24 protein-coding genes and 1 pseudogene are annotated in these 24605 nt (G+C 74.2%); 10 read left to right on the top strand and 15 right to left on the bottom strand.

All coding sequences use genetic code 11. The features are described from left to right. The 4 genes from IE329_RS24425 to IE329_RS24410 all read left to right on the top strand — a co-directional run bounded on the left by IE329_RS24425 (position 1) and on the right by IE329_RS24410 (position 4321). Positions 1–1269 carry an ABC transporter permease gene (locus tag IE329_RS24425; protein ID WP_190213104.1) on the top strand — a complete coding sequence of 423 codons (1269 nt, stop codon included), beginning with the start codon at positions 1–3 and terminating at the stop codon, positions 1267–1269. Beyond that, positions 1266–2534 (top strand): ABC transporter permease, encoded by a 1269-nt coding sequence (locus IE329_RS24420; RefSeq protein ID WP_190213103.1) that lies wholly within the window; start codon positions 1266–1268, stop codon positions 2532–2534. The genes IE329_RS24425 and IE329_RS24420 overlap by 4 nt, the downstream gene beginning before the upstream one ends. Beyond that, a complete protein-coding gene (locus IE329_RS24415) occupies positions 2531–2926 on the top strand; it encodes a cytidine deaminase (protein WP_190213102.1) in 396 nt (131 codons plus the stop codon). The genes IE329_RS24420 and IE329_RS24415 overlap by 4 nt, the downstream gene beginning before the upstream one ends. A 117-nt stretch (positions 2927–3043) precedes the next feature. Then, complete coding sequence (locus tag IE329_RS24410; RefSeq protein WP_190213101.1) at positions 3044–4321, top strand: thymidine phosphorylase; 1278 nt, start codon at positions 3044–3046, stop codon at positions 4319–4321. A gap of 57 nt (positions 4322–4378) precedes the next feature. On the opposite strand, the gene IE329_RS40830 is transcribed toward IE329_RS24410, so the two are convergent. From IE329_RS40830 to IE329_RS24395, 4 genes and pseudogenes are all read right to left on the bottom strand, one after another. Continuing rightward, positions 4379–4756: a hypothetical protein gene (locus IE329_RS40830; protein WP_229927713.1), complete on the bottom strand. Its 378-nt coding sequence runs from the start codon at positions 4754–4756 to the stop codon at positions 4379–4381. Between the two features lie 262 nt (positions 4757–5018). Next, positions 5019–5177: pseudogene (locus IE329_RS42070) on the bottom strand (Uma2 family endonuclease); the annotation flags it as partial. Beyond that, positions 5174–5419 (bottom strand): hypothetical protein, encoded by a 246-nt coding sequence (locus tag IE329_RS24400; protein WP_190213100.1) that lies wholly within the window; start codon positions 5417–5419, stop codon positions 5174–5176. The gene IE329_RS24400 and the pseudogene IE329_RS42070, both read right to left, overlap by 4 nt. After that, positions 5416–6753, bottom strand: a complete 1338-nt coding sequence (locus IE329_RS24395; RefSeq protein WP_190213099.1) for an MFS transporter — start codon at positions 6751–6753, stop codon at positions 5416–5418. Before IE329_RS24395 ends, IE329_RS24400 begins: the two co-directional genes overlap by 4 nt. Positions 6754–6969: 216 nt before the next feature. Here IE329_RS24395 and IE329_RS24390 point away from each other — a divergent pair, with 216 nt between their 5' ends. The 3 genes from IE329_RS24390 to IE329_RS24380 all read left to right on the top strand — a co-directional run bounded on the left by IE329_RS24390 (position 6970) and on the right by IE329_RS24380 (position 9775). Continuing rightward, positions 6970–7911: a LysR family transcriptional regulator gene (locus IE329_RS24390; RefSeq protein ID WP_190213098.1), complete on the top strand. Its 942-nt coding sequence runs from the start codon at positions 6970–6972 to the stop codon at positions 7909–7911. Between the two features lie 140 nt (positions 7912–8051). Continuing rightward, a complete protein-coding gene (locus IE329_RS24385; RefSeq protein ID WP_190213097.1) occupies positions 8052–9200 on the top strand; it encodes an adenosine deaminase in 1149 nt (382 codons plus the stop codon). A 209-nt stretch (positions 9201–9409) separates the two neighbouring features. After that, the gene (locus IE329_RS24380; protein ID WP_190213096.1) at positions 9410–9775 is read left to right on the top strand and encodes an ATP-binding protein; all 366 of its coding nucleotides are present in this window, start codon (positions 9410–9412) and stop codon (positions 9773–9775) included. 174 nt (positions 9776–9949) lie between these two features. Here IE329_RS24380 and IE329_RS24375 read toward each other — a convergent pair whose 3' ends face one another. The 5 genes from IE329_RS24375 to IE329_RS24355 all read right to left on the bottom strand — a co-directional run bounded on the left by IE329_RS24375 (position 9950) and on the right by IE329_RS24355 (position 14016). Continuing rightward, complete coding sequence (locus tag IE329_RS24375) at positions 9950–10132, bottom strand: PspC domain-containing protein (RefSeq protein ID WP_190213095.1); 183 nt, start codon at positions 10130–10132, stop codon at positions 9950–9952. 292 nt (positions 10133–10424) lie between these two features. Then, on the bottom strand, positions 10425–11081 hold the full coding sequence (locus IE329_RS41590) for a VanZ family protein (RefSeq protein WP_190213094.1): 657 nt from the start codon (positions 11079–11081) through the stop codon (positions 10425–10427). Between the two features lie 185 nt (positions 11082–11266). Continuing rightward, entirely contained in the window at positions 11267–11689 is a 423-nt protein-coding gene (locus IE329_RS24365; protein WP_190213093.1) for a hypothetical protein, read from the bottom strand. Further along, positions 11686–13188, bottom strand: coding sequence for a sensor histidine kinase (locus IE329_RS24360; RefSeq protein WP_190213092.1), 1503 nt, complete (start codon positions 13186–13188; stop codon positions 11686–11688). Before IE329_RS24360 ends, IE329_RS24365 begins: the two co-directional genes overlap by 4 nt. 150 nt (positions 13189–13338) lie before the next feature. Then, positions 13339–14016 carry a response regulator transcription factor gene (locus IE329_RS24355; protein ID WP_184918780.1) on the bottom strand — a complete coding sequence of 226 codons (678 nt, stop codon included), beginning with the start codon at positions 14014–14016 and terminating at the stop codon, positions 13339–13341. Between the two features lie 482 nt (positions 14017–14498). Between IE329_RS24355 and IE329_RS24350 the strand changes: the two genes are divergently transcribed. Further along, positions 14499–15305, top strand: a complete 807-nt coding sequence (locus tag IE329_RS24350; protein ID WP_229912649.1) for a SigE family RNA polymerase sigma factor — start codon at positions 14499–14501, stop codon at positions 15303–15305. Between the two features lie 307 nt (positions 15306–15612). On the opposite strand, the gene IE329_RS24345 is transcribed toward IE329_RS24350, so the two are convergent. Beyond that, positions 15613–16833 carry a PucR family transcriptional regulator gene (locus IE329_RS24345; RefSeq protein WP_190213091.1) on the bottom strand — a complete coding sequence of 407 codons (1221 nt, stop codon included), beginning with the start codon at positions 16831–16833 and terminating at the stop codon, positions 15613–15615. A gap of 134 nt (positions 16834–16967) precedes the next feature. On the opposite strand from IE329_RS24345, the gene lysA reads away from it, so the two are divergent. Then, the gene (gene lysA / locus IE329_RS24340) at positions 16968–18404 is read left to right on the top strand and encodes a diaminopimelate decarboxylase (protein WP_190213090.1); all 1437 of its coding nucleotides are present in this window, start codon (positions 16968–16970) and stop codon (positions 18402–18404) included. Between the two features lie 54 nt (positions 18405–18458). Here the strand turns inward: lysA and IE329_RS24335 are convergent, their stop codons facing one another. From IE329_RS24335 to deoC, 5 genes are all read right to left on the bottom strand, one after another. Then, positions 18459–19103: an ATP-binding protein gene (locus IE329_RS24335; protein ID WP_190213089.1), complete on the bottom strand. Its 645-nt coding sequence runs from the start codon at positions 19101–19103 to the stop codon at positions 18459–18461. Between the two features lie 280 nt (positions 19104–19383). After that, positions 19384–19794, bottom strand: a complete 411-nt coding sequence (locus IE329_RS24330; RefSeq protein WP_190213088.1) for a hypothetical protein — start codon at positions 19792–19794, stop codon at positions 19384–19386. Positions 19795–20148: 354 nt separating this feature from the next. Next, positions 20149–21051 carry an aldehyde dehydrogenase family protein gene (locus IE329_RS24325; RefSeq protein WP_073924200.1) on the bottom strand — a complete coding sequence of 301 codons (903 nt, stop codon included), beginning with the start codon at positions 21049–21051 and terminating at the stop codon, positions 20149–20151. Next, positions 21044–22522 carry an aldehyde dehydrogenase family protein gene (locus tag IE329_RS24320; protein WP_190213087.1) on the bottom strand — a complete coding sequence of 493 codons (1479 nt, stop codon included), beginning with the start codon at positions 22520–22522 and terminating at the stop codon, positions 21044–21046. Before IE329_RS24320 ends, IE329_RS24325 begins: the two co-directional genes overlap by 8 nt. Before the next feature lie 5 nt (positions 22523–22527). Further along, the gene (gene deoC, locus IE329_RS24315) at positions 22528–23514 is read right to left on the bottom strand and encodes a deoxyribose-phosphate aldolase (RefSeq protein WP_190213086.1); all 987 of its coding nucleotides are present in this window, start codon (positions 23512–23514) and stop codon (positions 22528–22530) included. A 460-nt stretch (positions 23515–23974) separates the two neighbouring features. Here deoC and IE329_RS24310 point away from each other — a divergent pair, with 460 nt between their 5' ends. Continuing rightward, complete coding sequence (locus tag IE329_RS24310; protein ID WP_229927712.1) at positions 23975–24586, top strand: TetR/AcrR family transcriptional regulator; 612 nt, start codon at positions 23975–23977, stop codon at positions 24584–24586. The last annotated feature ends 19 nt before the right edge of the window (positions 24587–24605 follow it).

Genomic DNA, 24605 nt, shown 5'->3' with positions numbered 1-24605 from the left:
ATGACCAGTTCCCACTCCGCCGACGACGGCAAGCCCGCCGACGGCACCTCCGCCGAAGGCGCGTTCGCCGACGGCCCGCCCTCCGACGGCTCCTCGGGCGCGCCCGGCCGGGGCGGCGCCCCGGCTCCGGCGAAGCCCACGGCCGCCAAGCGCTTCGACGGCGAGCGGATCGCGCTCGGCCTGGCCGCGCCGGTGCTGGCCGTGCTGCTCTCGCTGGTGATCTGCTCGATCCTGCTGCTGGTGTCGGGCAAGAACCCGTTCGACGCCTTCGACGTGATGCTGACCTACGGCACCAAGTCGGACGGCCAGGTGCTGACCCTCAACCGGGCCACCGTGTACTACCTGGCCGCGGCGGCCGCCGCCTGCGGCTTCCGGATGAACCTCTTCAACATCGGTGTCGAGGGGCAGTACCGGATCGCGGCGCTGTTCGCCGCGTACGTCGGTGGCCAGATGGACCTGCCGGCGGTCATCCAGATCCCGCTGCTGCTGATCACCGCGATGCTGGTCGGTGGCCTCTGGGCCAGCATCGCCGGCCTGCTCAAGGTCTACCGGGGCGTCAGCGAGGTCATCTCGACCATCATGCTGAACGCCATCGCCAGCGCGGTGGTCGGCCTGCTGCTCGTCCCCGGCATCTTCGCGCCGGAGAAGGGCACCACCACCAACAGCATCCAGACGAACCCGGTCTCGGCCTCCAGCCACTTCTTCTCGATCGAGACGGCCGGCGGCACGCTCTGGGGCTTCATCGTGATCGCGGTGATCGTCGGCGTGCTCTTCCAGTTCACGCTGAACCGCACCCGCTTCGGCTTCGACCTGCGCGCCACCGGCCGCTCGGAGACCGCCGCCACCGCGTCGGGCGTCAACGTCAAGCGCATGGTGCTGATCAGCATGGCGGTCTCCGGCGCGCTGGCCGGCCTGATCGGCCTGCCCGACCTGCTGCAGAACTCCTTCTACTACGGCCAGAGCTTCCAGGCCGGCCTCGGCTTCACCGGCATCGCGGTCGCCCTGCTCGGCCGCAACAGCCCGATCGGGATGGTCTTCTCGGCGCTGCTGTTCGCCTTCCTGGACGTCAGCGGCACCCAGCTGCCGCTGCCGCAGAACGGGGCCTTCCCGTTCGAGATCGTCCAGGTCATGCAGGGAACCATCGTCATCTGCGTCGTCGTCGCCTACGAGTTGGTGCGCCGTTACGGCCTCAAGCGCCAGCAGCAGAAGGTGGGCGCCGAACTCGCCGCGCTGGCCGCGTCGACCGCCAAGAAGGAGGTGTCCGCATGAGCACCGCAACCACCGCTCGCGCGAAGACGCCGGGCAGCGCGCCCGCCAAGAAGCGCAAGCTCTCCCTGCCGGTGGTGCTGCTGCTGATCGCGGGCGCCACGATCCTGTTCTCCGCGGTGGGGATGGCGACGGGCAACCACAGCCTGACCTCCTCCGGGCAGATCGCGGCGGCGCTCGGCGCCGCCGTGCCGATCGGCATGGCCGGTCTGGGCGGTCTCTGGTCCGAGCGGGCCGGCGTGGTCAACATCGGCCTCGAAGGCATGATGATCGCCGGCACCTTCTGCGGAGCCTGGGGCGGCTACCTGGTCAGCCCCTGGTTCGGCCTGGTGGCGGGCATGCTCGGCGGCGCGCTCGGCGGCCTGCTGCACGCCGTGGTCACGGTGACCTTCGGCGTGGACCACATCGTGTCCGGTGTCGGCGTCAACCTGCTGATCCCCGGGATCTGCGCGTACCTCAACAAGATCTACTACAAGGACTACATCCCGTTCGGCGCCGGCGCCAACCAGTCGCCGCCCGCCGACTCGCTGCCGAGCATCACGGTGCCGGGGCTGTCCACCGCGCTGAAGGACATCGAGAACCACCACTGGTTCGTGGTCTCCGACGTGGCCGGCGTGCTCGGCGGCCTGGTCACCAACCTCTCGGTGGTCGTGGTCCTGGCGGCGGCGCTGATCGTGGCCAGCTACTTCGTCCTCTGGCGGACGGTGTTCGGCCTGCGGCTGCGGTCCTGCGGCGAGAACCCGACGGCGTCCGAGTCGCTGGGCGTCAACGTCTACAAGTACAAGTACATCGCGGTGATCGCCTCGGGCGCCTTCGCGGGCCTCGGCGGCGCCTACCTCTCGCTGGTCGCGGCGCACTTCTACAAGGACGGCCAGACGCTCGGCCGAGGCTTCATCGGCCTCGCCGCGATGATCTTCGGCAACTGGATGCCGGGCGGCCTCGCCATCGGCGCCGGTCTGTTCGGCTTCACCGACAGCCTCCAGCTGCGCGACCCGGAGTCGGTGCACGTGCTGATCCTGGTGGTCTCGCTCGCCATGGGCCTGTTCGCGCTCTGGCAGCTCTACCGCCGCAAGTACGTCCCCGCCGTGATCAGCTTCGTGGTGGCCGGCGGCCTCGGCGCCTGGTACGCGCTGACCGACCAGGTGCAGCGTCCGCTGATCGTCGCCACGCCGTACGTGATCACCCTCGTGGTGCTCGCGCTGGCCTCGCAGCGGCTGCGGCCGCCGAAGGCCGACGGCCAGATCTACCGCAAGGGGCAGGGCAAGTGACGCCCGCTCCGACGGTCGACTGGGAGGCGCTGCGCGCGGCGGCCCGCGAGGCGATGGGCCACGCGTACGCCCCGTACAGCAAGTTCCCGGTCGGTGCGGCGGCCCTGGTGGACGACGGACGGACCGTCAGCGGCTGCAACGTGGAGAACGCCTCGTACGGGCTCGGCCTCTGCGCCGAGTGCGGTCTGGTCTCCGCGTTGCAGGCCTCCGGCGGCGGCCGGCTGGTGGCGTTCACCTGCGTGGACGGCGCCGGCGAGCTGCTGATGCCGTGCGGGCGCTGCCGCCAGCTGCTGTACGAGCACGGCGGGCCCGAGCTGCTGGTCGACCTGCCCTCGGGCCGGCGGCCGATGAGCGAGGTGCTCCCCGACGCGTTCGGGCCCGAGCGGCTGTAGGTCTTGGGAGCGGCTCTGGCCGTTCCGTTTGTTACGCGCGTAGAGTGTCGCGAGAGGCTGTGTGAACCAGTCGGCTCGCGGCACTCTTCGCTTTTTCCGACCCTCCTGGAGAACCCCATGGACGCCCCCTCCGTCATCAGGACCAAGCGCGACAGCGGCGAGCTGACCGATGCCCAGATCGACTGGGTGATCGACGCCTACACCCGCGGCGAGGTCGCCGACGAGCAGATGTCCGCGCTGGCGATGGCGATCCTGCTGAACGGCATGAACCTGCGCGAGATCAGCCGCTGGACCGACGCGATGATCCGCTCCGGCGTCCGGATGGACTTCTCCGCCCTGCCGCTGCCGACCTCCGACAAGCACTCCACCGGCGGCGTCGGCGACAAGATCACCCTGCCGCTCGCCCCGCTGGTCGCCGCCTGCGGCGCCGCCGTCCCGCAGCTCTCCGGCCGCGGCCTCGGCCACACCGGCGGCACCCTCGACAAGCTGGAGTCCATCCCCGGCTGGCGGGCCCTGCTCTCCAACGACGAGATGATGACCGTGCTGCGCGACGCCGGCGCCGTCATCTGCGCGGCCGGCGACGGCCTGGCCCCCGCCGACAAGAAGCTGTACGCGCTGCGCGACGTCACCGGCACGGTCGAGGCGATCCCGCTGATCGCCAGCTCGATCATGTCCAAGAAGATCGCCGAGGGCACCGGCGCGCTGGTCCTGGACGTCAAGGTCGGCTCCGGGGCCTTCATGAAGAACCTCGCCGACGCCCAGGAGCTGGCCCGCACCATGGTCGGCCTCGGCAAGGCGGCCGGCGTCAACACCGTCGCCCTGCTCACCGACATGTCCACCCCGCTCGGCCTGACCGCCGGCAACGCGCTGGAGGTCCGCGAGTCGGTCGAGGTGCTGGCCGGCGGCGGCCCGGCCGACGTGGTCGAGCTGACCCTGGCGCTGGCCCGCGAGATGCTCGCCGCCGCGGGCGTGCACGGCAAGGACCCGGCGGACGCGCTCCGCGACGGCTCCGCGATGGACCACTGGCGCCGCATGATCAGCGCCCAGGGCGGCGACGTCGACGCCCCGCTGCCGGTCGCCCGCGAGCAGCACGTCATCACCGCCTCCTCCTCCGGCGTCCTCACCACCCTCGACGCCTACGCCGTCGGCGTCTGCGCCTGGCGCCTCGGCGCCGGCCGCGCCCGCAAGGAGGACCCGGTGCAGGCCGGTGCCGGTGTCGAGATGCACGCGAAGCCCGGCGACCCGATCGTGGCCGGCCAGCCGCTGCTGACCCTGCACACCGACACCCCCGAGCGCTACGAGTACGCCATCGAGGCGCTCGCCGGCGGCATCGTGGTCGACCCGGCGGACACGCCGTTCACGGCGAAGCCGATCGTGCTGGACCGGATCGCGTAACCGCGTCCCGCACAGCGGAGCGGGCCCCGCCGGCGCGACCGGCGGGGCCCGCGCGCATCACCAGGAGTCCCACAGGACGCCGTGCCGGTGGCGGGTGGGCTCGACCTCGGCGTCCTCGAAGGCGGCCAGGAGCAGGATCTCCCGCAGCCGGAGCCGGGTCGCCTGCCGGGCGCCGCGCTCGGCGAGGTTGCTGAAGCGTCCCGTCCAGGCGCTGTCGCGGAACGCGTTGCCGTAGCAGTGGATCTCCAGGCTCAGCCGGATCCGCTCGGGGGTCGGCCGCCGGCCCTCGGCCCGGGCCCGGTCGAGGCGTGCGGCGCTGTACCGCAGGGTGCGCAGGACGGACCGGCGCCATGGCCGCTCGCCCCCGCGGTGCTCGCGCCGGGGCGAGCCGGTGTCGACGGGCCGGTGACGGATGTGACTGATCGTGCGGGACATGGCGCTCCGTAGCCCGCCAGGAGGGTCCTGGCGTCACTAACGGAAGCCGTGGGGGCCGTAGGCTCGCAGACGCACGGTGGTGAGTCCTTTCGGTGGTCCGTTCCGTCCGGTCAGGCGTAGGTGCGCAGGACGCCGGTGTCCAGGGTCCAGGGCCCGACGGTGACGGTGTCGCCGAAGGCGAACTCCGTGCGGGAGGTGTACCCGGGTTCGTCGTGCACGATGCCTTGCCCTTGCGGGGGTCGGTCAACGGGTGGAGCGGGATGCCCATCGTGGCGTAGTCGTGGACCTTGTTGCGGTGGTCGTTCTCCGGGTTGGACTCGGAGGCGATCTCCACGACCGGCAGGACCTCGTGGGGGAGCGGGGCCGGGGCCTCGTCGTCCGGAGTGGCCTCGGGGAAGACCGTCGGATCGGGGTTCCTCAGCCGGCCCGGCCCGGCGTCCTCCAGGTCCGCGCCGCCGCGGGCGATGTGGCCGGGGTGAGTGTGCGGAAGCTGGGCATCGGGCTGCCGGGCGATCCGCGGTACGGCAATTCATGGCGGTCGACCGGTGACGGCGTCAGGACGATCCCGCCCTCGGCGATCTCGACCTTCCCGATCCCCGGCACCTGCGGCAGCTGGTCGGCGATCCCGCGCAACCGGGCGAACACAGCAGGATCGGTGCTCATGCCCGGAGTGTGTCGACGGCCATGGACCGCCGGGCCTGGACCGCCTGCCGGGTCGCGTACAGCGTGACGCCGGCGGCGAGGGTCATCGCGGCGAGGCCGACGGCGGCGGCGCCGTCCCAGCCGACCGAGTGGTAGGCGTCGGCGCCCACCGTCCCGCCGAGGCTGTTCCCCAGGTAGTAGGCGATCAGGTAGAGCGCCGAGGCCTGGGCGCGGCCGTGGGTGGCGGTGCGGCCCACCGAGCTGGAGGCGGTGGCGTGGCCGGCGAAGAAGCCGCCGGTGATCAGCACCAGGCCGAGCAGCGCGCCCACCAGCGACTCGCTCAGCGAGAGCAGCAGGCCCACCGCCGTGACACCGATCGCCACGTACAGCGCGCCGCGGCGGCCCAGCCGGCCGGAGAGCCGGCCGGCGGCGGCCGAGGTGGCGGTGCCGACCAGGTAGACCACGAAGATCGAGGCGGCCAGCGACTGCGGCAGGCCGAACGGCTCGGCGGTCAGCCGGTACCCGACGGTGTTGTAGACGGCGCCGAAGACCGCCATGAAGAGCATGCCGAGCGCGTACAGCCGGACCAGCAGCGGGTTGCGCAGGTGGGCCCCGACGGTGCGGGCCAGTGCGCGGGCGTCGACCGGGGCCGGGCGGAAGTGCCGGGCGGCCGGGATCAGCAGCCGGAAGGCCAGTGCGGCGAGCAGGGCCAGCGCGGCGGAGGCGGCCAGGCCCCAGCGCCAGCCCCAGGCGGCGCCGGCCCAGCCGGAGACCAGCCGGCCGCCCATGCCGCCGATGCTGTTGCCCGCGACGTACAGGCCCATCGCGGAGGCCAGCGCGCTCGGGTGGATCTCCTCGGCGAGGTAGGCCATCGCGGTGGCGGGGAGCCCGGCCAGGGCGGCGCCCTGAAGGACGCGCAGCACCACCAGGGTGCTCAGGTCGGGGGCGAACGGCAGGGCCAGGGCGAGCGCGGAGGCCGCCAGCATGGAGGCCGTCATCACGGCGGTGCGCCCGTACCGGTCGGAGAGCGCGCTGGCCGGCAGCAGGGCCAGGGCCAGTCCGAGGGTGGCGGCCGACGCCGTCCAGCTGGCCCGGCCCGGGGTGAGGTCCAGGTCGGCCGAGAGGATCGGCAGCAGGCCCTGGGTGGAGTACAGCAGGACGAAGGTCGCGACGCCGGCGGCGAACAGGGCCAGGTTGGCGCGGCGGAAGGCGCGGTCGCCGGGGCGGTGGCGGCGGTCGGTACCGACCGTGCCGCCGGGGGGCCGGCCGGCGGGGGCTTCGGTGGCGGGGGACGACTGGGTGAGGGCACCCGTCGGCGTGGTGGCCGCGGCTGCCCCGGTACTGGCGGGTGGCATGGGACGACCGTAGGACCGGGCCGACTGATGCGTCCAATGCATGATTGACTCGAAATCGATGCGTACGGGCATGAGTCGAGGTGGCGGGGCCGATGGCCGCCGCCGGGGAGCGGGGACGGCGTGACGGACGGCACCGGGCAGCCTGCGGAGCGGGCGGGGGAACGGGCGGGCGGGCCGCCCGGTGGACCGTGGGGTGCGACGCCCGGTGAGCCGCCGGTGGAGCTGCCGATCCGGCTCGCCGAGCTGGGGCCGGAGACGGCGGTGGCTCAGCTGGCGCCCCGGCTCGCGCAGTTCGCGGCGGTCGCCCGGCTGGAGCACGTGACCCGGGCGGCGCAGCTGCTGGGGATGCCGCAGCCCACGCTGTCCCGGGCGGTGGCCCGGCTGGAGGAGGAGCTGGGGGTGGACCTGCTGGCCCGTCAGGGCCGGACCGTCCGGCTGACCAGGGCGGGCCGGCTCCTGCTGGGCTCGGTCGAGCGGGCCCTCGCCGAGCTGGAGCGCGGGGCGGAGGCGGCCAGGGCGGAGGCGGACCCGGCGAGCGGCCGGGTGGCGTTCGGGTTCCTGCACACCATGGGGACGGACGCGGTGCCGGCCCTGCTCCGCGGGTTCCGGGCGGTGCAGCCGCAGATCCGGTTCCAGCTGGTGCAGGACTACACGGCGGCGATGCTGGAGCGGCTCCGCGCCGGCGAGCTGGACCTCTGCCTGGTCTCCCCGCTGCCGGACGCCCCGGACCTGACGGCCCGCCCGCTGGACGAGCAGCGGCTGGCGCTGGTCGTGCCGGACGGGCACCGGCTGGCGGGGCGCCGGCGGATCCGGTTGGCGGAGGTGGCCCGGGAGCCCTTCGTGGCGGTGGAGCGCGGGTACGGGTTGCGGGCGATCACGGACGGGTTCTGCGCGGAGGCCGGGTTCGTCCCGAGGATCGCCTTCGAGGGGGAGGACGCCGAGACGCTGCGCGGTCTGGTGGCGGCCGGGCTGGGGGTGGCGCTGCTGCCGCCGGCCCTGGTGGCCCGGCCGGGGGTGGTCGAACTGGAGGTGACGGCGCCGCGGACCCGGCGGGCGATCGGGCTGGCCTGGGCGGCCGGCCGGCCGCTGACGCCCCCGGTGGCCACCTTCCGGGACTTCGTGCTGTCGCGGCGCGGGCGGCTGCTGGACCACGGCTGAGCGGTTCCGCCCGGCCCCGGTGGCCGGGCGCCCCGCGGGAGGTGCCGGGACGGGGCCCTTCGGTGGAATCCGGGCGCCGGTTCTTCGCCGGGCGTGATTCGTGCTAGGGAATCTACGCGCGTAGGGGCTACACTCCCGCAATGGAGAAGCAGATCCCCGTGACCGCGGGCACCACCGGCCCCCGCATCCCCACTCCCGACCAGATCGCCCGCGCGCCCAAGGTGCTGCTGCACGACCACCTCGACGGCGGGCTGCGGCCCGAGACCATCGTCGAACTGGCGGCGGCCTGCGGCTACGAAGGGCTCCCCACCACCGACCCGGCCAAGCTCGGCCTCTGGTTCCGCGAGGCCGCCGACTCCGGCTCCCTCGTGCGCTACCTGGAGACCTTCGCGCACACCTGCGCCGTGATGCAGACCCGCGAGGCGCTGGTCAAGGTCGCCGCCGACTGCGCCGAGGACCTGGCCGCCGACGGCGTCGTCTACGCCGAGGTCCGGTACGCCCCCGAGCAGCACCTGGAGGCCGGCCTCACCCTCGACCAGGTCGTCGAGGCCGTCAACGAGGGCTTCCGACTCGGCGAGGCCAACGCCCGCGTGGCCGGCCACCGGATCCGGGTCGGCACCCTGTTGACCGCCATGCGGCACGCCGCCCGCTCGCAGGAGATCGCCGAGCTGGCCAACCGCTTCCGTGACCACGGGGTGGTCGGCTTCGACATCGCCGGTGCCGAGGCCGGCCACCCGCCGACCCGTCACCAGGGCGCCTTCGACTACCTCAAGGGCGAGAACAACCACTTCACCATCCACGCCGGGGAGGCCTTCGGCCTGCCGTCCATCTGGGAGGCGCTGCAGTGCTGCGGCGCCGACCGGCTCGGCCACGGCGTGCGGATCATCGACGACATCACGGTGAACGAGGACGGCGGTGTCGAGCTCGGCCGCCTCGCCGCGTACGTCCGGGACAAGCGCGTCCCGCTGGAGATGTGCCCGACCTCCAACCTGCAGACCGCGGCCGCCACCTCGTACGCCGAGCACCCGATCGGGCTGCTCAGCCGGCTGAAGTTCCGGGTCACCGTCAACACCGACAACCGGCTGATGAGCGGCACCAGCATGAGCCAGGAGTTCGGGCACCTGGTGGAGGCCTTCGGGTACACCCTGGGCGACATGGAGTGGTTCACGGTCAACGCGATGAAGTCGGCGTTCCTGCCCTTCGACGAGCGGCTCGCGATGATCAACGACGTGATCAAGCCGGGCTACGCCGAACTCAAGGCGGAGTGGCTGTTCAGCGTGGGTGGCTGAGCCCCCGGCCGGTGGCCGCGGTCCGGTGGGCGCCCTCCCGAGCGGGATCGGCGCTCATCGGACAACTGGGCCGTGTGAGTGAGGCGGCTTTGATCCGCATGCGACGGAGTCACTACGGTGTGCCAGTCGTTGCTGACACGGTGTGGCGGCGGGTGCCGTCCTACGCGCCCGGACGGCTGCCACCGACGAGGACTCAAGGGGACCAACTCATGAAGCAGGCCACTCTCAAGGTTGCCGGCGTCGCCGCTCTCGGCGTCGCGATGGCCGCGGCCGCCGCCGGCACCGCGTCCGCCGCCCCCGCCGCCACCGGCGGGCTCGGCACCCCCGTCGGCGCGCTGACCAACCCCGCCCTGACCGGCGCCGCGACCAACGCCGTCAGCAGCCTGCCGGGCGGCGACCGGGTCGCCAGCACCGTCGGCACCCTCGCGCCGAGCGCCGGCCAGGCCGCTCCGGCCGCCGAGGCCGCGCCCGCCTCCCGGGCCGGCCTGCCGGCCGTCCCCGGCCTCAGCAGCACCCCGGTCGGCGGCCTCACCGGCGCGCTCGGCGGCGCCGGCCTGCCCGGCCTCGGCGGCTGACCCGGCCCCACCACCCGTCGTGCGGCCGGGTCCGCGCGACCGCTGCCGCGCACAGGTAAAGCCACAGGTACAGGCACAGGCCCGCGGGCCCCGGAACTCCCGGGGCCCGCGGGCCTGTCCGCGTGCTGACGCGGTGCCGTCCTCCGGTCGCCGGGCGCGCGCGGCGCCCCGGGCTCAGGGTTCCTGGGGCAGCAGCAGCCAGAGCGCCAGGTAGACCAGGAACTGCGGGCCGGGCAGCAGGCAGGAGAGCACGAAGATGATCCGGACGGTCCACGGGGTCAGGCCGAAGCGCTCGGCGATCCCGGCGCAGACGCCGGCGATGACTCGGTGGTGACGGGGGCGGGCGAGGCGGCTCATGACAGTCTCCGAAGGGGTTCGGCCCGGTGCCGGTCTCTCCGGTGGGCGTGTCTCCATCCTCCGCAGGGCGGCTCCTGCGGGCGTCAGCCCCGAAGGCGACCCGGCCCCTGGCATCCCACCGGGGCCCGCGCGGCCGGTTCTCGGGGTCCGGCTCAGGGTCTCCCCGGAGGAGCGGACGCGCGCCGGCCCACGGCGGGGGAGCGGCGGGGTGCGGGCGGCCGGCCTCCGGAGCAGGGCGGCGAGGACCGCGACCGCGGTGCGTCAGCAGGGGGCGCGCTCCGGGCGCGGCGGTTCAGCGCGTGCGCGGTGCGGGGCGCCCGTAGGCGGCGGCGCTCAGCTTGGCGGCGGCCGGCAGCGGGACCGGCACCGGGGCCGGCGCCTTGACGGGCACCGGTGCCTGAGGCTCGCCCGGCAGCGGGGCCGGGGCGGGCGCCGGTGCCGTCCGGTGCTCCCGCGCGGGCCGGGCCCGGAGCACGGCCCGGGCGGCCGGCACGACCGCGAGGTGGGTCAGCGAGACGCCGGCCACGCCGAGCAGGATGTGGTCGACGTTCAGCACGTGGCCGGGCACCCAGGAGCCGACGATCTCCAGGCCGGTGGCCAGCAGCGCCGACACCCCGGCCACCCGGAGGAAGGACGGCAGCCAGGCCGCCCGCAGCCGGCCCCGGACGAGCGGCAGCAGCACCCCGAGGGGCGCCAGCAGCAGCAGTTCGCAGGCCACCTGCCAGAGTCCGGCGGCCTCGCCCAGGGACAGCGCCCGCCGGACCGACCCGAACGGGGTCAGATTGGCGTCGTACACCCAGGCCACCGGCAGCGGCCGCAGCACGATCCAGCCGACCACCAGCAGATGCAGCACCAGCGCCGTCAGGCCGGCCGCGCGGAGCGGGCGGGGGACTTCGGCGGCGGACGGCGAGGCCGACCACTGCCGGGTCGGCTCGTTCTCGGTCCGCACTCCGACACGCTCGGCGCGTGTGCTGGTGCCATCTCGCTGCACACCGGGGAGGACGCGGGCCCGGGGCGCCTCGGTTCCCACCGGTCGCGGGGACCTTCCGGGCCGCCGACGGGGCTACGCGGACTCGACGGGCGATGCGCGCTACGCGGGCGATGCGGGCCCGGGGCGCCGGGGCGCCCGGCCCGTCAGGGGCAGCCGGGCCGGCCGGACCCGCCGGCCGAGGGCGAGGGCAGGGCGCTGAACAGGCTGTCCGTCGGGACGGCGGCGGGCGAGGGCGTCGCCGGCCCGGATGGGCTCGCGGCGGGGGAGGCCGCGGCGGACCTGCCGGTGCCGGCCGCCCTGGCCGACGGTGTCACGGCAGCGGGCGCCCGCTGCACGCTCGGGGCGGCGGAGGGGGTGGCCGCCGCGGTGGGCACCTGCACCGGGCTCGGGCAGGCCGTCCGGCTGGCGGGCCCGCCGGCGTCCACCGGGACGGCGGTCGGGCGGATCCCGCAGCCGCTGGCCAGGGCCACCAGCAGGGCGGCCGTCACCACGACGCCGGCCGGCCCCCGGCGGGAGGTGTCCGCGCGGCGTCGCGGGGGCTGTCGCTCGTCGGGGCGGGCGTTCATCGGATGTCCTCGTCCTGGTCTGCGGGCCGGGGCTGGGTGAGCGGCAGGGTCAGGGTGAAGACCGCTCCCTGCTCGCCGTTCGCGGCCTCGATGGTGCCGCCGTGTATCTGGGCGTTGGCCATCGCGATCGACAGTCCGAGACCGCTGCCCTCGGAGCGGGCCCGGCCCTTGTCCGCCTTGTAGAAGCGGTCGAAGACGTGCGGCAGCACGTCCTCGGGGATGCCGGGGCCGCTGTCGGAGACCGCGACGACCACGTTCTCCCCGCGCTCGCGGACCTTCACCCGCACCGGCGACCCGCCGTGCTTGAGCGCGTTGCCGATCAGGTTGGCGAACACCACGTCCAGCCGGCGCGGGTCGACCACCGCCCGGACGCCGCGCGGCGCGTCCAGCTCCACCGCGTCGTACCAGGCCCGGCCGTCGATGCAGGACATGATCAGGTCGGCGATGTCCACCTCGTCGGCGACCAGCTTGGCGGTGCCGGCGTCGAAGCGGGTCACCTCCATCAGGTTCTCGACCAGGTCGGAGAGCCGCCGGGTCTCGCTCACCACCAGCCGGACGGCCGGCTCGATCATCGGGTCCAGCGACTCGGCCTCGTCCTCCAGGATGTCCGTCACCGCCGTCATCGCGGTCAGCGGCGTACGCAGCTCGTGCGACATGTCGGCGACGAAGCGCCGGCTCTGCGCCTCGCGCGCGCTCAGCTCCTCGACCTGCTCGTGCAGCGACTCGGCAGTGCGGTTGAACGTCCGTGCCAGATCGGCGAGTTCGTCCGCGCCCTCGACCTCCAGCCGGGTGTCGAGCCGGCCCTCGCCGAGTTGCCGGGCGGCCTCGCCGAGCCGCTTCACCGGCCGCAGCACGGTGGCCGAGGCGGCCTGCGCCAGCAGGGCCGAGCCGATCAGGGCGAGCAGGGTGGCGATCGCCAGTGACCAGCCGAGGGTGTTGAGGTCGGCCCGCTCGTTCTCCAGCGACTTGAACATGTAGGCGGTCGGACCGGTCGGCACGACCTTGGTCCCGCCGATCAGGAAGGGCCGGCCGGACAGGTTCTGCCGCTGCCAGTACAGGTGGTACGCGTCGGAGTTGCTCGCCGTCAGCTCGCGCGGCTTGTTGACGGTGGTCCGCAGGGGGACGGGGACCTGGGCCAGGGTGTAGAGCGACGGGTCCGAGGAGGCGGTGCACTCCGGGTGGGCGTCGTCGACGACCAGGACGTCGTAGCTGAGCCCGGAGCTGGCCACCTGGGCGGCGAGCGCGGTGAGTTCCTCGCAGGTCGCGCCCAGCGGGAGTTCCGAGACGTTGCGGGTCAGCGACACCCGGAAGTCGTTGAGGGCGGTGTCCTGGGCGCGCTTGAGCACCGCGTCCCGGTTCAGCCAGTACGCGATCCCGGAGGCCGACACGGCGGTGGTCAGCGCGACCACGGCGAACACCGCGATCAGCCGTACCCGCAGCGAGCGCAGCCTGCGCCACCGCACCGGTCCGAACCGCCGGGGCCCCTGAAGGTCAGTCACTTGAACCTGTCGCGTAGTCGTCGGGATGGATGTCGGGATGAACGCCGGGAGGAATCCCGGGTGGACGCCCGGACGGGCGTCCGGATGAAGCACCGTACGCGGGCCGGTGGCCGGACCGCCGCCCGGGGCGGGCCCGGTCGGGCCGTCCGGTCAGGCCGGCGGGTCGAGCCGGTAGCCCACGCCGCGCACCGTCCGGATCAGCGTCGGGGCCGAGGGCACGTCCTCCACCTTGGCCCGCAGCCGCTGGACGCAGGCGTCCACCAGGCGGGAGTCGCCCAGGTAGTCGTGCTCCCAGACCAGCCGCAGCAGTTGCTGCCGGGACAGCGCCTGGCCCGGCCGCCGGCTGAGCTCCAGCAGCAGCCGCAGTTCGGTGGGCGTCAGCTGGAGGTCCTCGCCGTCCTTGGTGACGGTCATCGCGGAGCGGTCGATCACCACCGAGCCGTACGCGGAGGAGTCGGAGCTCTCCCGTTCGCCGCGTCGCAGGACGGCGCGGATCCGGGCGTCCAGCACCCGTGGCTGGACCGGTTTGACGACGTAGTCGTCCGCCCCGGACTCCAGGCCGACCACGACGTCGATGTCGTCCGAGCGCGCGGTCAGCAGGATGATCGGCAGCTGGTCGGTGCGCCGGATCCGGCGGCACACCTCGAAGCCGTCGATTCCGGGCAGCATGACGTCCAGGACGATCAGGTCCGGACGCTGCTCCTTGAAGAGCTTCAGTCCGTCCTCGCCCGAGGCGGCGGCGGCCACGCGGTGGCCCTGGCGGGTGAGAGCGAGTTCGAGGCCGGTCCGGATGGCGTCGTCGTCCTCGATCAGAAGGAGGAATGGCACGGCCTCATTCTGGCCCACCCGGCCCGCCGAATCACCCCCGCTACCGGCATCGCGGACAGCCGCGCGGGCGACGGCGGTGACCGGGCGCCGGGAGCCGCAACCGGAAGGAGGTGTTCAGGCGTCCTCGGGTGCGAGCGGTGGGGGGCGGGTGACGGCCCCGGCCGCTGTGACAGCCCTGTGACAGTCGGCGGACAGCGCCATCACAACCGGCGGGCAAGATTTTCCATGTCGCCGCAACGCAGCAGGCCAACAGGCCGGTCGCGGAGGCGGCGCAAGGAAACCGCTCGTACCGACCAAGGGGGCGCACGATGAACGCATCGCTTCAGACCCGGAGCAACCCGGCTGTGCGGAACGCGCGTTCGTCAGCCGGCGTCCAGCCGGCCCACCGGACGCGGTACGAGGTCAGGACCGACGAGACTTCCGGTGCCGTCGTCGTACGGGGGTGCGCCCACAGCACCGGTGGAAACCCTGTCGGACGCCGGGTGGGTGGCGTCGGCAGGGCGGGGGAGCTGTACGGGATCGGCCGACGGGGGAACGCGGCCGACTCCGCCAACACCCTCACGCTGCGGGGCATCCTCCCCGTCCGCGTCGAGGGCAAGGACACCCCGGGGGGTGCGGGGAACGGCCTGGCGGCGCTCGGCTCGGGGGAGCCGGACGCCCGCGAGGCCGCAGGTGCGACGCTGCTGCGGCTGTCTCCCGCGGCGGGACGCACCGGCGGGGGAGTGCAGGGAGGCGCGCAGGGGGAGCCCTCGGCCGCCGCGGAGGACCACATCACGGAGTTCACCGCGTACGTGCGCGAGCGCCGCGCCTCCCTGTACGCCACCGCCTACCACCTGACCGGTGACCGCTACGAGGCCGAGGACCTGCTGCAGAGCGCGCTCTTCAGCACCTACCGCGCCTGGGGCCGGATCACCGACAAGGCCGCGGTCGGGGGATACCTCCGCCGCACCATGACCAACCTGCACATCTCCGCCTGGCGGCGTCGCAAGGTCAACGAGTACCCGACCGAGGAGCTGCCGGAGACGGTCGGCGACACCGACGCGATGGGCGGCACCGAGCTGCGCGCCGTGCTCTGGCAGGCGCTGGCCAAGCTGCCCGAGAACCAGCGCACCATGCTGGTGCTCCGCTACTACGAGGGCAAGACCGACCCGGAGATCGCCGACGTGCTCGGCATCAGCGTGGGCACCGTCAAGAGCAGCATCTGGCGCGCCCTGCGCCGGCTGCGCGAGGACGAGCAGCTCAACCGCACCGGCGACACCGCGCACGCCTTCGGCGAGCTGGTGGCGTAACGGGCACCACCACAGGACTCCCGTCGGGGGACGGGACCGGAAAGGCTGCGGGATCGCGGCGGCCGCTCGGGGGAGCGGGTGTCGCGGGGGAGGCCCGCGGTGCAGGACTCCCGTCGGGGGACGGGATCGGAAAGGCTGCGGGTCCGCGGCGGCCGCTCGGGGGAGCGGGTGTCGCGGGGGAAGTCCGCAGCAGCGAACGGCGGCCGGACCGGTGCGGGGGAGATGCACCGGCCCGGCCGCCGTTCTTCCGTGCCCGGAGCCGGGCCGGGCCCCGGACGTGCGTGGCCGGTGCCGGCACGCCGCCCGGTCAGGCGGAGAGCCGGAGCTGCAGCCAGCAGGACAGCCGGACATCCGGGTCGTCCAGGTCCAGGCCGAACAGCTCCCGGGCCCGGCGCAGCCGGTACTTGAGGGTGTTGGGGTGCACCGCCAGGCGCTCGGACGCCTGCGCGACGTTGCCGACCGCGTCCAGCCAGGCGGTGACCGAGGCGGCGTAGGCGGTCTGCTGAGCCCGGTCGTGCGCGACCATCGCCTCGATGCCGGGGTGCCGCAGCCGGGGCAGCCGGGCGAGTTCGTCCGCGAGGTGCGCGAGCAGCACGCCGGCGTGGGCGTCGGACAGGTCGGCCACCTCGGGGGAGTCCGGGCCGGCCGTGGTGACCCGCAGGATGTCGTCCACCTCCGAGCGCAGGACGGGGAGTTCGCCCAGGTCGTCGGCGCCGCGGCTGAAGGCGGCCCGCAGCGGGGTGCCGAAGGTCCGGCCGAGGGTCGCCACGGCCTGCTCCGCGAGCCGGCGCACGGCGGCCGGGTCGAGCTCCGCCAGCAGCACGTAGACGGTCCGGCCGGCCGTGGTGACGGCGGCGTCGGTGTGCACCGCGGCCCAGTGCCGGGCCGCCGCTGCCGCCAGCCGGACCAGCGGCGGTGCCTCGCCCCCGGGCGTCCGTCGCGGCGCCAGGCCGAGCAGGGTGAGCCGGGCCCGGTCGGGCAGTCCGAGCCGGTAGCGGGCCTCGGCGGCCGGCCCGCTGCCGTTCAGGGCGTCGCGCAGCGCGTCCTCCCTGGCGTGCAGGTCGAGTTCGGCGGAGCTGCGGCGGCGCAGCATGTGCAGGGCGGCCAGCCGGGCGCCGTCCAGCAGGGCGCGTTCGGCGGCCGGGACGAGCCGCCCGGCCGGGTCGGTGGCGGCCGGTCCCTCGATCGCCCAGATGGTGCCGAGCGGCAGGTCCCCGGCGCGGATGGCCACCGCCGAGCGGGGCATCTCGTCCGCGCCGAGGGTCGGCACCTGGACGACCCCGGGTGCGGCCAGCACCTCGCGGTACTGCCCGCGCTGCTCGGGCTCGTCGTCCGGCACCTGGCGCTCCAGGATGCCGCGCCGGCGCAGGTCGTCCATCGGCTGGCCGGGCAGGGCGGAGTAGGCGAGGACCCGCCGGTCGAGGTCCTCGACCGCCACCGAGCCGCCGACCACGGCCGCGACGGCGTTGGCGAGGGCGAAGAGCTCCTCGCTGGTGCCGTCGACGATTGGCGATTTCGCGAGGTCCATGTCCTCACCTTAGGCAGTTCCGCCAAAGACCGGGCGGCCCGGCACGCGAAGGATGGTGCTCACACCCTCCGGACGCGTCCCCTCACCGGCGCGCGGCCGTCCACACCCCCAGCAGCCCGAAAGGCAGGGAGTCCATGAGCTTCGCCGCCACCACGCCCGCGGCCCGGCCGTCCACCGCCCGGAGCACGGGAAGCGCGGCCCCCGGGCCCCGGGTCCCGGCGGCGGCGACCGGCCCGGCGACGGGTGCGGCGACGGCGACAGCCTCAGGTACGGCCACGGCCACGGCCACGGGCGTCGGCGGCGATCCGGCCGCGGACGACCTGCTCGGGCTCTTCCCGCCCGGCACCTCCGTGGCCGGCGACGGCACCCTGCTGGTCGGCGGTGTCCCGGTGACGGAGCTGGCCGAGGCCTACGGCACGCCGGCCCTGCTCGTCGACGAGAACGCGGTCCGCGCCCGGGCCCGCCGGTACGCCGACGGGCTCGCCGCCCGCTGGCCCAACTCCCGGGTGGCCTTCGCCTCCAAGGCCTTCCCGTGCACCGCCGTCTACCGGCTGCTGGCCGAGGAGGGCCTGGGCTTCGACGTCGCCGGCGGTGGCGAGCTGACCCTCGCCCTGGCCGCCGGCGCGGACCCGGAGGGCCTGGTGGTGCACGGCAACGCCAAGACCGAGGAGGAGCTGCGGCTCGCGGTCGAGGCTCGGGCGGGCCTGATCGTGGTGGACAGCTTCGACGACATCGACCGGCTGGAGCGGATCGTCGGCGAGGTGTCCGGCCGTACCCAGGGGGTGCTGGTCCGGGTCACTCCCGACATCCGCCCGGACACCCACGCGGCGGTCTCGACCGGCCAGGCGGGCTCCAAGTTCGGCCTGCTGCTCCCGCAGGCGCGGGAGGCGGTGGCCCGGCTGCGCGGCAGCGACCGGCTGCGGCTGGACGGCGTCCACGCCCACGTCGGTTCGCAGGTCATGGAGACCGGGCCGTTCGCGCGGGCCGTCGAGGCGCTGGCCGGCCTGGGCGAGTTCGCGGTGTACGACCTGGGCGGCGGCCTCGGCGCCCGCTACACCTACCGGGACCGTCCGCCGAGCGTCGAGCACTACCTGGACACCCTGGTGGAGACGGCGGGCATGGTCCTGCCGGCGGGGGCGCGGATCCTGATCGAGCCGGGCCGTTCGATGGTCGCGGAGGCGGGGGTGTCGCTGTACCGGGTGGTGACGGTCAAGCCGGGCGGGCAGCCGTTCGTCGCGGTGGACGGCGGGATGGGCGACAACCTGGAGGTCTCGCTGTACGGCCAGCGCTTCGAGGCCACCGTGGCGACCCGGGTGGGCGGCGGCGAGCGGTGCCGGCTGGTCGGCCGGCACTGCGAGTCCGGTGATGTGCTGAGCGCGGGCGTCCGGCTGCGCGACCCGCGCCCCGGCGACCTGGTCGCGGTGCCGGTCACCGGCGCCTACACGTACGCGCTGAGCAACAACTACAACGGGGCCCGGCGGCCCCCGGTGGTCTTCTGCCGGGACGGCGGGCACCGGGCGGTGGTGCGCCGGGAGAGCTACCAGGACCTGCTGCGCCGCGACCTGCCCTGAGCGCGCGACCCGACCCGGGCGGCCCGGCGCCGGACCGGGCCCGGCGCCGGGGCCTCAGGCGCCGACCGGGACGTCCGCCGGCCGCATCGCCACCGACCGGACCCGGCGCCCGGCCTCCGGGCCGGCGCAGGCGTAGGCGCCGAGCTCGACCTGGCGGGCGACGATGCCGCGCTCCGCGCGCATCAGCCGCCAGCCGCGGCGCAGCAGGACGGGCAGCGACTTGCGGCCCTCGCGGACGTCCCGCCGCAGCCGCCGCCAGGCGGTGGTCAGCGGGCGGTTGCGCAGGCAGAGCGCGTCCCCGAGCAGGCCCTCGGCCGCGCACTGTCCGACGATCTCGGCGGCGAAGATGCCCTCGGCGATGAACGCGGGCGACCCGGCGAGGTCCAGCGTGCGGGTGCCGACCCGGCCGTTGTCGGGGATCGAGTAGACCGGGACGTCGGCGCGGCCGGTCCCGTGGAGGGCGCGGATCGCGGCGACGGCCTGGTCGCGGTGCCAGGAGAGGGGGGAGTCCCAGTCGACGGCGCCGTCGTCCAGCAGCGGGAGGGTGGGGTCGTCCCCGTCCTTGTAGAAGTCGTCGAGCTGGAGCACGGGGACGCCGCTGCGCTCGGCCAGCGAGGACTTCCCCGATCCGGACGGTCCGGACAGCAGGACGACCAGGGCGCGGGCTGTCGGCACGGGGTTCAGCGGGGAGTCACTCACGAGACACCAGTCTGACGCATCGGACGGTGATGCCGAAACGGTGCGGAGCGGACTTTCGGCCGCCGGCCGTCCTGCTCCCCTCCCCGGCGGCCGCCGCCGGACCGAGGGGCGGTGCGCACCGGCCGGGCACCTCCGCCCCCGAGGCCCCGGTGACCGACGGGCAACCCCGGCCCCCGGGGGGCCGGAGACGTCGGACCCGGGCGGGCAGGTGGACGGCGTCGCGGTGCAGCGGCCGCCCGACGGGTCCGAAGGTCGTCCCGCGTCGGCGGGCGGCCGTCGCTCAGGCCTTGCGCAGGGGGTCCGGCCCGGTGAGGGCCGCCTCCAGCAGGGGCAGGTAGCGGCTGTCCACCTGGAGGTGCACCGGGGTGCCGCCGCCGGGCGGCCGGTAGGTCTTGGCGGCCCAGTCCTGGCTCTGCCAGGAGTCCGGCTCCGGGTCGTGGAAGGTGCCGCCGACCGGCAGGTCGAGGTGGCCGAGGCCGCGGGCGCGGAAGACGGCGTGGGTCGCGCCCGGGGTGAGCCAGAGCCGTCCGGACGCGTACTCGGCCAGCCACCGGGACCGGTCGGGGCGGGCCGAGCACGGCACCCGGACCGGCCGGCCGGCGGCGAGCCGGCGCCGGGTGCGGACCACGTGCAGGCTGCGGACGAAGCCGTCCGTCAGCAGTGCCAGCAGCTCGCCGATGACTTCCCCCATGGTGCTCCCCTCCCGGTCGGTGACCCCAGTCTGGGCGCCGGGGCGCCGGCGGGGGAGCGCCGATCGGCTCGGTCCGCCGCGACGAAAGTCGACGGCGGGAGCCGGTCGGTGGCCGGTCGGTGGCCGGTCGGTGGCCGGTCTGGAGCGGGCCCGGCGGCCGGCCGGGCCGGGGAGCGGCGGCGGTACGTACGGGGGCGGCGCCCGGCCGGCGCGGCCCGCCCCGGAAAGTCGACGGACCCGCGCCAGGGGGGGTGGGCGCGGGTCCGTCATGGCACGTCCGGGCCCTGGGGGGGTAGGGCACTGGGGACGGCCAGTCTGTGGAGTTGTACCGGAGCCCTGCGGCCCCGGGGCCGGTCAGATCCCGATCGGGTGCCAGACCGTCTTGGTCTCCAGGAAGGAGAGTAGCCGGTCGGTTCCGGGCGCAACGGTCCAGTCCTGGGCGAACGGGTCCACCTCGGGTCGAACCACCCGCTTCAGGGTATCCGCGGCGGACGCCTCCAGCTCCGCCGCCGCGCCGGGCCCGTCGGCCGCGATCGCGCCGGTGAGGTCGACCGCGTTGACGTCCTGGTGCGAGGCCAGCGTCGGCGCGATGTCCGCCGTCCGGCCCGAGATGATGTTGACCACGCCGCCCGGCAGGTCGGAGGTGGCCAGCACCTCGCCCAGCGAGAGGGCCGGCAGCGGGGCGTCGGCGGCGGCCGCCACCACCACGGTGTTGCCGGTGGCGACGGCGGGCGCGATCACCGAGACCAGGCCGAGGAACGAGTGCCCGTACCCGGCCTGCGGCGCGACGATCCCGACCACGCCGGTCGGCTCCGGCACCGACAGGTTGAAGAACGGCCCGGCGACGGGGTTGCCGTTGCCCGCGATCTGGGCGACCTTGTCGGTCCAGCCCGCGTACCAGACCCAGCGGTCGATGGCGGCGTCCACCAGGGCGGCGGCCTTCTTGGCGCCGATGTTCTCGGAGACCGCCACCTCGGCCGCGAACTGCTCGCGCCGGCCCTGCAGCATCTCGGCGACCCGGTAGAGCACCTGGCCGCGGTTGTACGCGGTGGTGCCCGACCAGCCCTTGACCGCCGCACGGGCGGCGAGCACGGCGTCGCGGGTGTCCTTGCGGGTGCCGAGCGGGGCGTTGGCCAGCCACTGGCCCTTGCTGTCGGTCACCTCGTACACCCGCCCGCTCTCGGAGCGCGGGAACTTCCCGCCGACGTACAGCTTGTAGGTCTTGAGGACGTCAAGTCGCGTGCTGGTCTCAGACATCGAGGTACGCCTCCAGGCCGTGGCGACCGCCCTCGCGGCCGTAGCCCGACTCCTTGTAACCGCCGAACGGCGAGGTCGGGTCGAACTTGTTGAAGGTGTTGGCCCACACCACGCCGGCCTTGAGCTGGTTCGCCATCCAGAGGATGCGCGAGCCCTTCTCGGTCCAGACGCCGGCCGAGAGGCCGTACGGGGTGTTGTTGGCCTTCTCGACCGCCTCGGTCGGGGTGCGGAAGGTCAGCACGGACAGCACCGGGCCGAAGATCTCCTCGCGGGCGATCCGGTGGGCCTGGCTGACGCCGGTGAACAGCGTCGGCCTGAACCAGAAGCCGGCGCCGGGCAGTTCGCAGGCGGGCGACCAGCGCTCGGCGCCCTCGGCCTCGCCGGCGGCGGTCAGCTCGGTGATCCGGGCCAGCTGCGCGGCCGAGTTGATCGCGCCGATGTCGGTGTTCTTGTCCAGCGGGTCGCCGACCCGCAGGCTGTCCATCCGGCGCTTCAGCGCGTCCAGCACCTCGTCCTGGACGGACTCCTGGACCAGCAGGCGCGAGCCCGCGCAGCAGACGTGGCCCTGGTTGAAGAAGATGCCGTTGACGATGCCCTCGACGGCCTGGTCGATCGGCGCGTCGTCGAAGACGATGTTGGCGGCCTTGCCGCCCAGCTCCAGCGACAGCTTCTTGCGGGTGCCGGCCAGCTGCTTGGCGATCGCCCGGCCGACCGGGGTGGAGCCGGTGAAGGCGACCTTGTTGACGTCCGGGTGGGAGGTCAGCGCGGCGCCGGTGCGGCCGTCACCGGTGACGATGTTGACGACGCCCTTCGGCAGACCGGCCTGGCGGCAGATCTCGGCGAAGCGCAGTGCGGTCAGCGGGGTGGTCTCGGCGGGCTTCAGCACCACGGTGTTGCCGGTGGCGAGCGCCGGGGCGATCTTCCAGGCCAGCATCAGCAGCGGGAAGTTCCACGGGATGACCTGGCCGGCCACGCCCAGCGGACGCGGGTTGGAGCCGTACCCGGCGAAGTCGAGCTTGTCGGCCCAGCCCGCGTAGTAGAAGAAGTGCGCGGCGACCAGCGGCAGGTCGACGTCGCGGGTCTCGCGGATCGGCTTGCCGTTGTCGATCGACTCCAGCACCGCCAGCTCGCGCGAGCGCTCCTGGATGATCCGGGCGATCCGGAACAGGTACTTGGCGCGCTCGCTGCCCGGCAGCGCCGACCAGTCGGTGAAGGCCTTGCGGGCGGCGGCGACGGCGCGGTCGACGTCCTCCTCGGTGCCCTGCGCGAACTCGGCGAGCACCTGCTCGGTGGCCGGGTTGACGGTCTTCAGGGCCTCGCTGCCACTGCTGTCGACGAACTCGCCGCCGATGAAGTGACCGTACGAGGTGGCGATGTCGCCGGCGGCCGCGGGGGACTCGGGCGCGGGCGCGTACTCGAAGAGGCCGTTCTTGCGCACGGGCTCTTCCGCCTTCTTGGTGTTCTTGGCCATGGTTCTCAGTCCACCGTCACGTAGTCGGGACCGGAGTACCGGCCGGTGGTCAGCTTCTGCCGCTGCATGAGCAGGTCGTTGAGCAGGCTGGAGGCGCCGAAGCGGAACCAGTGCGGGCTCAGCCAGTCGTCGCCGAGGGTCTCGTTGACCATGACCAGGTACTTCATGGCGTCCTTGGTGGTCTTGATGCCACCGGCGGGCTTCACACCGACCTGGACCCCAGTCTGCTCCTTGAAGTCGCGGACGGCTTCGAGCATCAGCAGCGTCACCGGGGGCGTCGCGTTGACCGCGACCTTGCCGGTGGAGGTCTTGATGAAGTCGGCGCCGGCCAGCATGGCCAGCCAGGAGGCGCGGCGCACGTTGTCGTACGTCTGCAGCTCGCCGGTCTCGAAGATCACCTTGAGGTGGGCCGCGGTGCCGTCGGGGCGCTTGCACGCCTCCTTGACGGCGGTGATCTCCTCGAAGACGGACAGGTAGTGGCCGGAGAGGAAGGCCCCCCGGTCGATCACCATGTCGATCTCGTCGGCGCCGGCGGCCACCGCGTCGGCGGTGTCGGCCAGCTTCACCGGGAGCGAGGCGCGCCCGGCGGGGAAGGCGGTGGCGACCGAGGCGACCTGGATGCCGGTGCCGTTCAGGGCCGCCTTCGCGGTGGCGACCATGTCGGGGTAGACGCAGATCGCGGCGACGCGGGGGGTGGTCGGGTCGGTCGGGTCGGGGTTCCTGCCCTTGGTGCACAGGGCGCGCACCTTGCCGACCGTGTCCGCGCCTTCCAGCGTGGTCAGGTCGATCATCGAGATCGCCAGGTCGATGGCGTACGCCTTCGCCGTGGTCTTGATCGAGCGGGTGCCGAGGGTGGCGGCGCGGGCTTCCAGGCCGACGGCGTCGACTCCTGGCAGACCGTGCAGGAAACGGCGGAGCGAGGCCTCGGAGGACGCGACGTCACTCAGGCCGCCGCCCGCAGCGCTGGAGGCTTGGGCTGCAACAGTGGACATAGTCACCAGACCAGCATATCTACGCGCGTAGTCGTCCGCTAGGGCGAGCCCCTTTCTGCCGGCCTTCGATACGGGACCGAGACCTCGGCCGGTCCGGCGCCCCGGCCCGGACGCCGGACCGGCTCGCGACCACGCCTCCCGCGCCTCCGCGCCCCCGTGCGTCTCCGGCACCTCGTGCGTCACCCTGGCCGGGTCCTCCGGGCTCGGCAGCAGCGGGCGCAGCTCGGCGGGCAGCGTCTGGTACGTGGTCACGGCCGGCGGCTGGTTCGTCCCGCGCGGCGAGTGCTGGACGACGTCCTCGTCCCAGCGGCGGCGATCAGGATGCCGAGCGTGGCGTCGTCGCGTTCCGGGTCACGGACCTTGTCGTCGGCCACGGCGGTGCAGAAGCCGATCTGCGGAGAAGCAACGATCCTGCTCGCTCGAACGAGTGGCCGGGGCGCCCGGTGCGGACAATGGTCCGGTGACGACCGCAGAGCAGCCCCCCGCCCCCCGCAAGAAGACCGGCCGGCGCCCCGGCGGTGCCGACACCCGCCGGACGGTGCTGGAGGCGGCCCGCGCGGAGTTCGCGGCGCGGGGCTACGAGAAGGCCAGCATGCGGGCGATCGGACGGGCGGCCGGGGTGGACGCGGCCCTGCTGCACCACTACTTCGGCAGCAAGGACCGGCTGTTCATGGCCGCGCTGGAGTTCCCGGTGCAGCCGAAGGCGGCGGTGGCCCAGTTGCTGGAGGGCGACCGGGCGGTGGTGGGGGAGCGGGTGGCGGAGTTCGTGCTGACGCTCTGGGAGCAGCCCGGGGTGCTGGACCGGCTGATGGCGCTGGTCCGGGCGGCGGCCACCACCGAGCAGGTGGCGCGGCTGATGCGGGAGTTCGTCCAGGAGGAGCTGGTGGCCCGGATCGCGGCCGAGTTGCAGGTCGAACAGCCGGAGCTGCGGGCCGAGTTGATGTTCTCGCAGATCGTCGGGCTGGCGATGGCCCGCTATGTGATCGGGGTCGAGCCGCTGGCCTCGGCGACCCGGGCGGAGCTGGTGCCGCTGCTCGCGCCGACCTTCCAGGGGTATCTCGGCGGCGCCTGAGCCGGCCGCGTCCGACGGC

Origin of the sequence: Kitasatospora indigofera (assembly GCF_014655955.1) — a bacterium.
GTDB classification, from domain to species: domain Bacteria; phylum Actinomycetota; class Actinomycetes; order Streptomycetales; family Streptomycetaceae; genus Kitasatospora; species Kitasatospora indigofera.
The sequence above is the reverse complement of the archived record's forward strand: the minus strand, read 5'-3'. Positions and strand labels throughout refer to the sequence as shown.

What these genes read in the sequence shown, in the direction of transcription:
- IE329_RS24425 (WP_190213104.1), top strand. Translation starts at nt 1, where the DNA reads ATGACCAGTTCCCACTCCGCCGACGACGGCAAGCCCGCCGACGGCACC.
- IE329_RS24420 (WP_190213103.1), top strand. Translation starts at nt 1,266, where the DNA reads ATGAGCACCGCAACCACCGCTCGCGCGAAGACGCCGGGCAGCGCGCCC.
- IE329_RS24410 (WP_190213101.1), top strand. Translation starts at nt 3,044, where the DNA reads ATGGACGCCCCCTCCGTCATCAGGACCAAGCGCGACAGCGGCGAGCTG.
- IE329_RS40830 (WP_229927713.1), bottom strand. Translation starts at nt 4,756, where the DNA reads ATGTCCCGCACGATCAGTCACATCCGTCACCGGCCCGTCGACACCGGC.
- IE329_RS24400 (WP_190213100.1), bottom strand. Translation starts at nt 5,419, where the DNA reads ATGAGCACCGATCCTGCTGTGTTCGCCCGGTTGCGCGGGATCGCCGAC.
- IE329_RS24395 (WP_190213099.1), bottom strand. Translation starts at nt 6,753, where the DNA reads ATGCCACCCGCCAGTACCGGGGCAGCCGCGGCCACCACGCCGACGGGT.
- IE329_RS24385 (WP_190213097.1), top strand. Translation starts at nt 8,052, where the DNA reads ATGGAGAAGCAGATCCCCGTGACCGCGGGCACCACCGGCCCCCGCATC.
- IE329_RS24380 (WP_190213096.1), top strand. Translation starts at nt 9,410, where the DNA reads ATGAAGCAGGCCACTCTCAAGGTTGCCGGCGTCGCCGCTCTCGGCGTC.
- IE329_RS24375 (WP_190213095.1), bottom strand. Translation starts at nt 10,132, where the DNA reads ATGAGCCGCCTCGCCCGCCCCCGTCACCACCGAGTCATCGCCGGCGTC.
- IE329_RS24365 (WP_190213093.1), bottom strand. Translation starts at nt 11,689, where the DNA reads ATGAACGCCCGCCCCGACGAGCGACAGCCCCCGCGACGCCGCGCGGAC.
- IE329_RS24345 (WP_190213091.1), bottom strand. Translation starts at nt 16,833, where the DNA reads ATGGACCTCGCGAAATCGCCAATCGTCGACGGCACCAGCGAGGAGCTC.
- lysA (WP_190213090.1), top strand. Translation starts at nt 16,968, where the DNA reads ATGAGCTTCGCCGCCACCACGCCCGCGGCCCGGCCGTCCACCGCCCGG.
- IE329_RS24330 (WP_190213088.1), bottom strand. Translation starts at nt 19,794, where the DNA reads ATGGGGGAAGTCATCGGCGAGCTGCTGGCACTGCTGACGGACGGCTTC.
- IE329_RS24325 (WP_073924200.1), bottom strand. Translation starts at nt 21,051, where the DNA reads ATGTCTGAGACCAGCACGCGACTTGACGTCCTCAAGACCTACAAGCTG.
- IE329_RS24320 (WP_190213087.1), bottom strand. Translation starts at nt 22,522, where the DNA reads ATGGCCAAGAACACCAAGAAGGCGGAAGAGCCCGTGCGCAAGAACGGC.
- deoC (WP_190213086.1), bottom strand. Translation starts at nt 23,514, where the DNA reads ATGTCCACTGTTGCAGCCCAAGCCTCCAGCGCTGCGGGCGGCGGCCTG.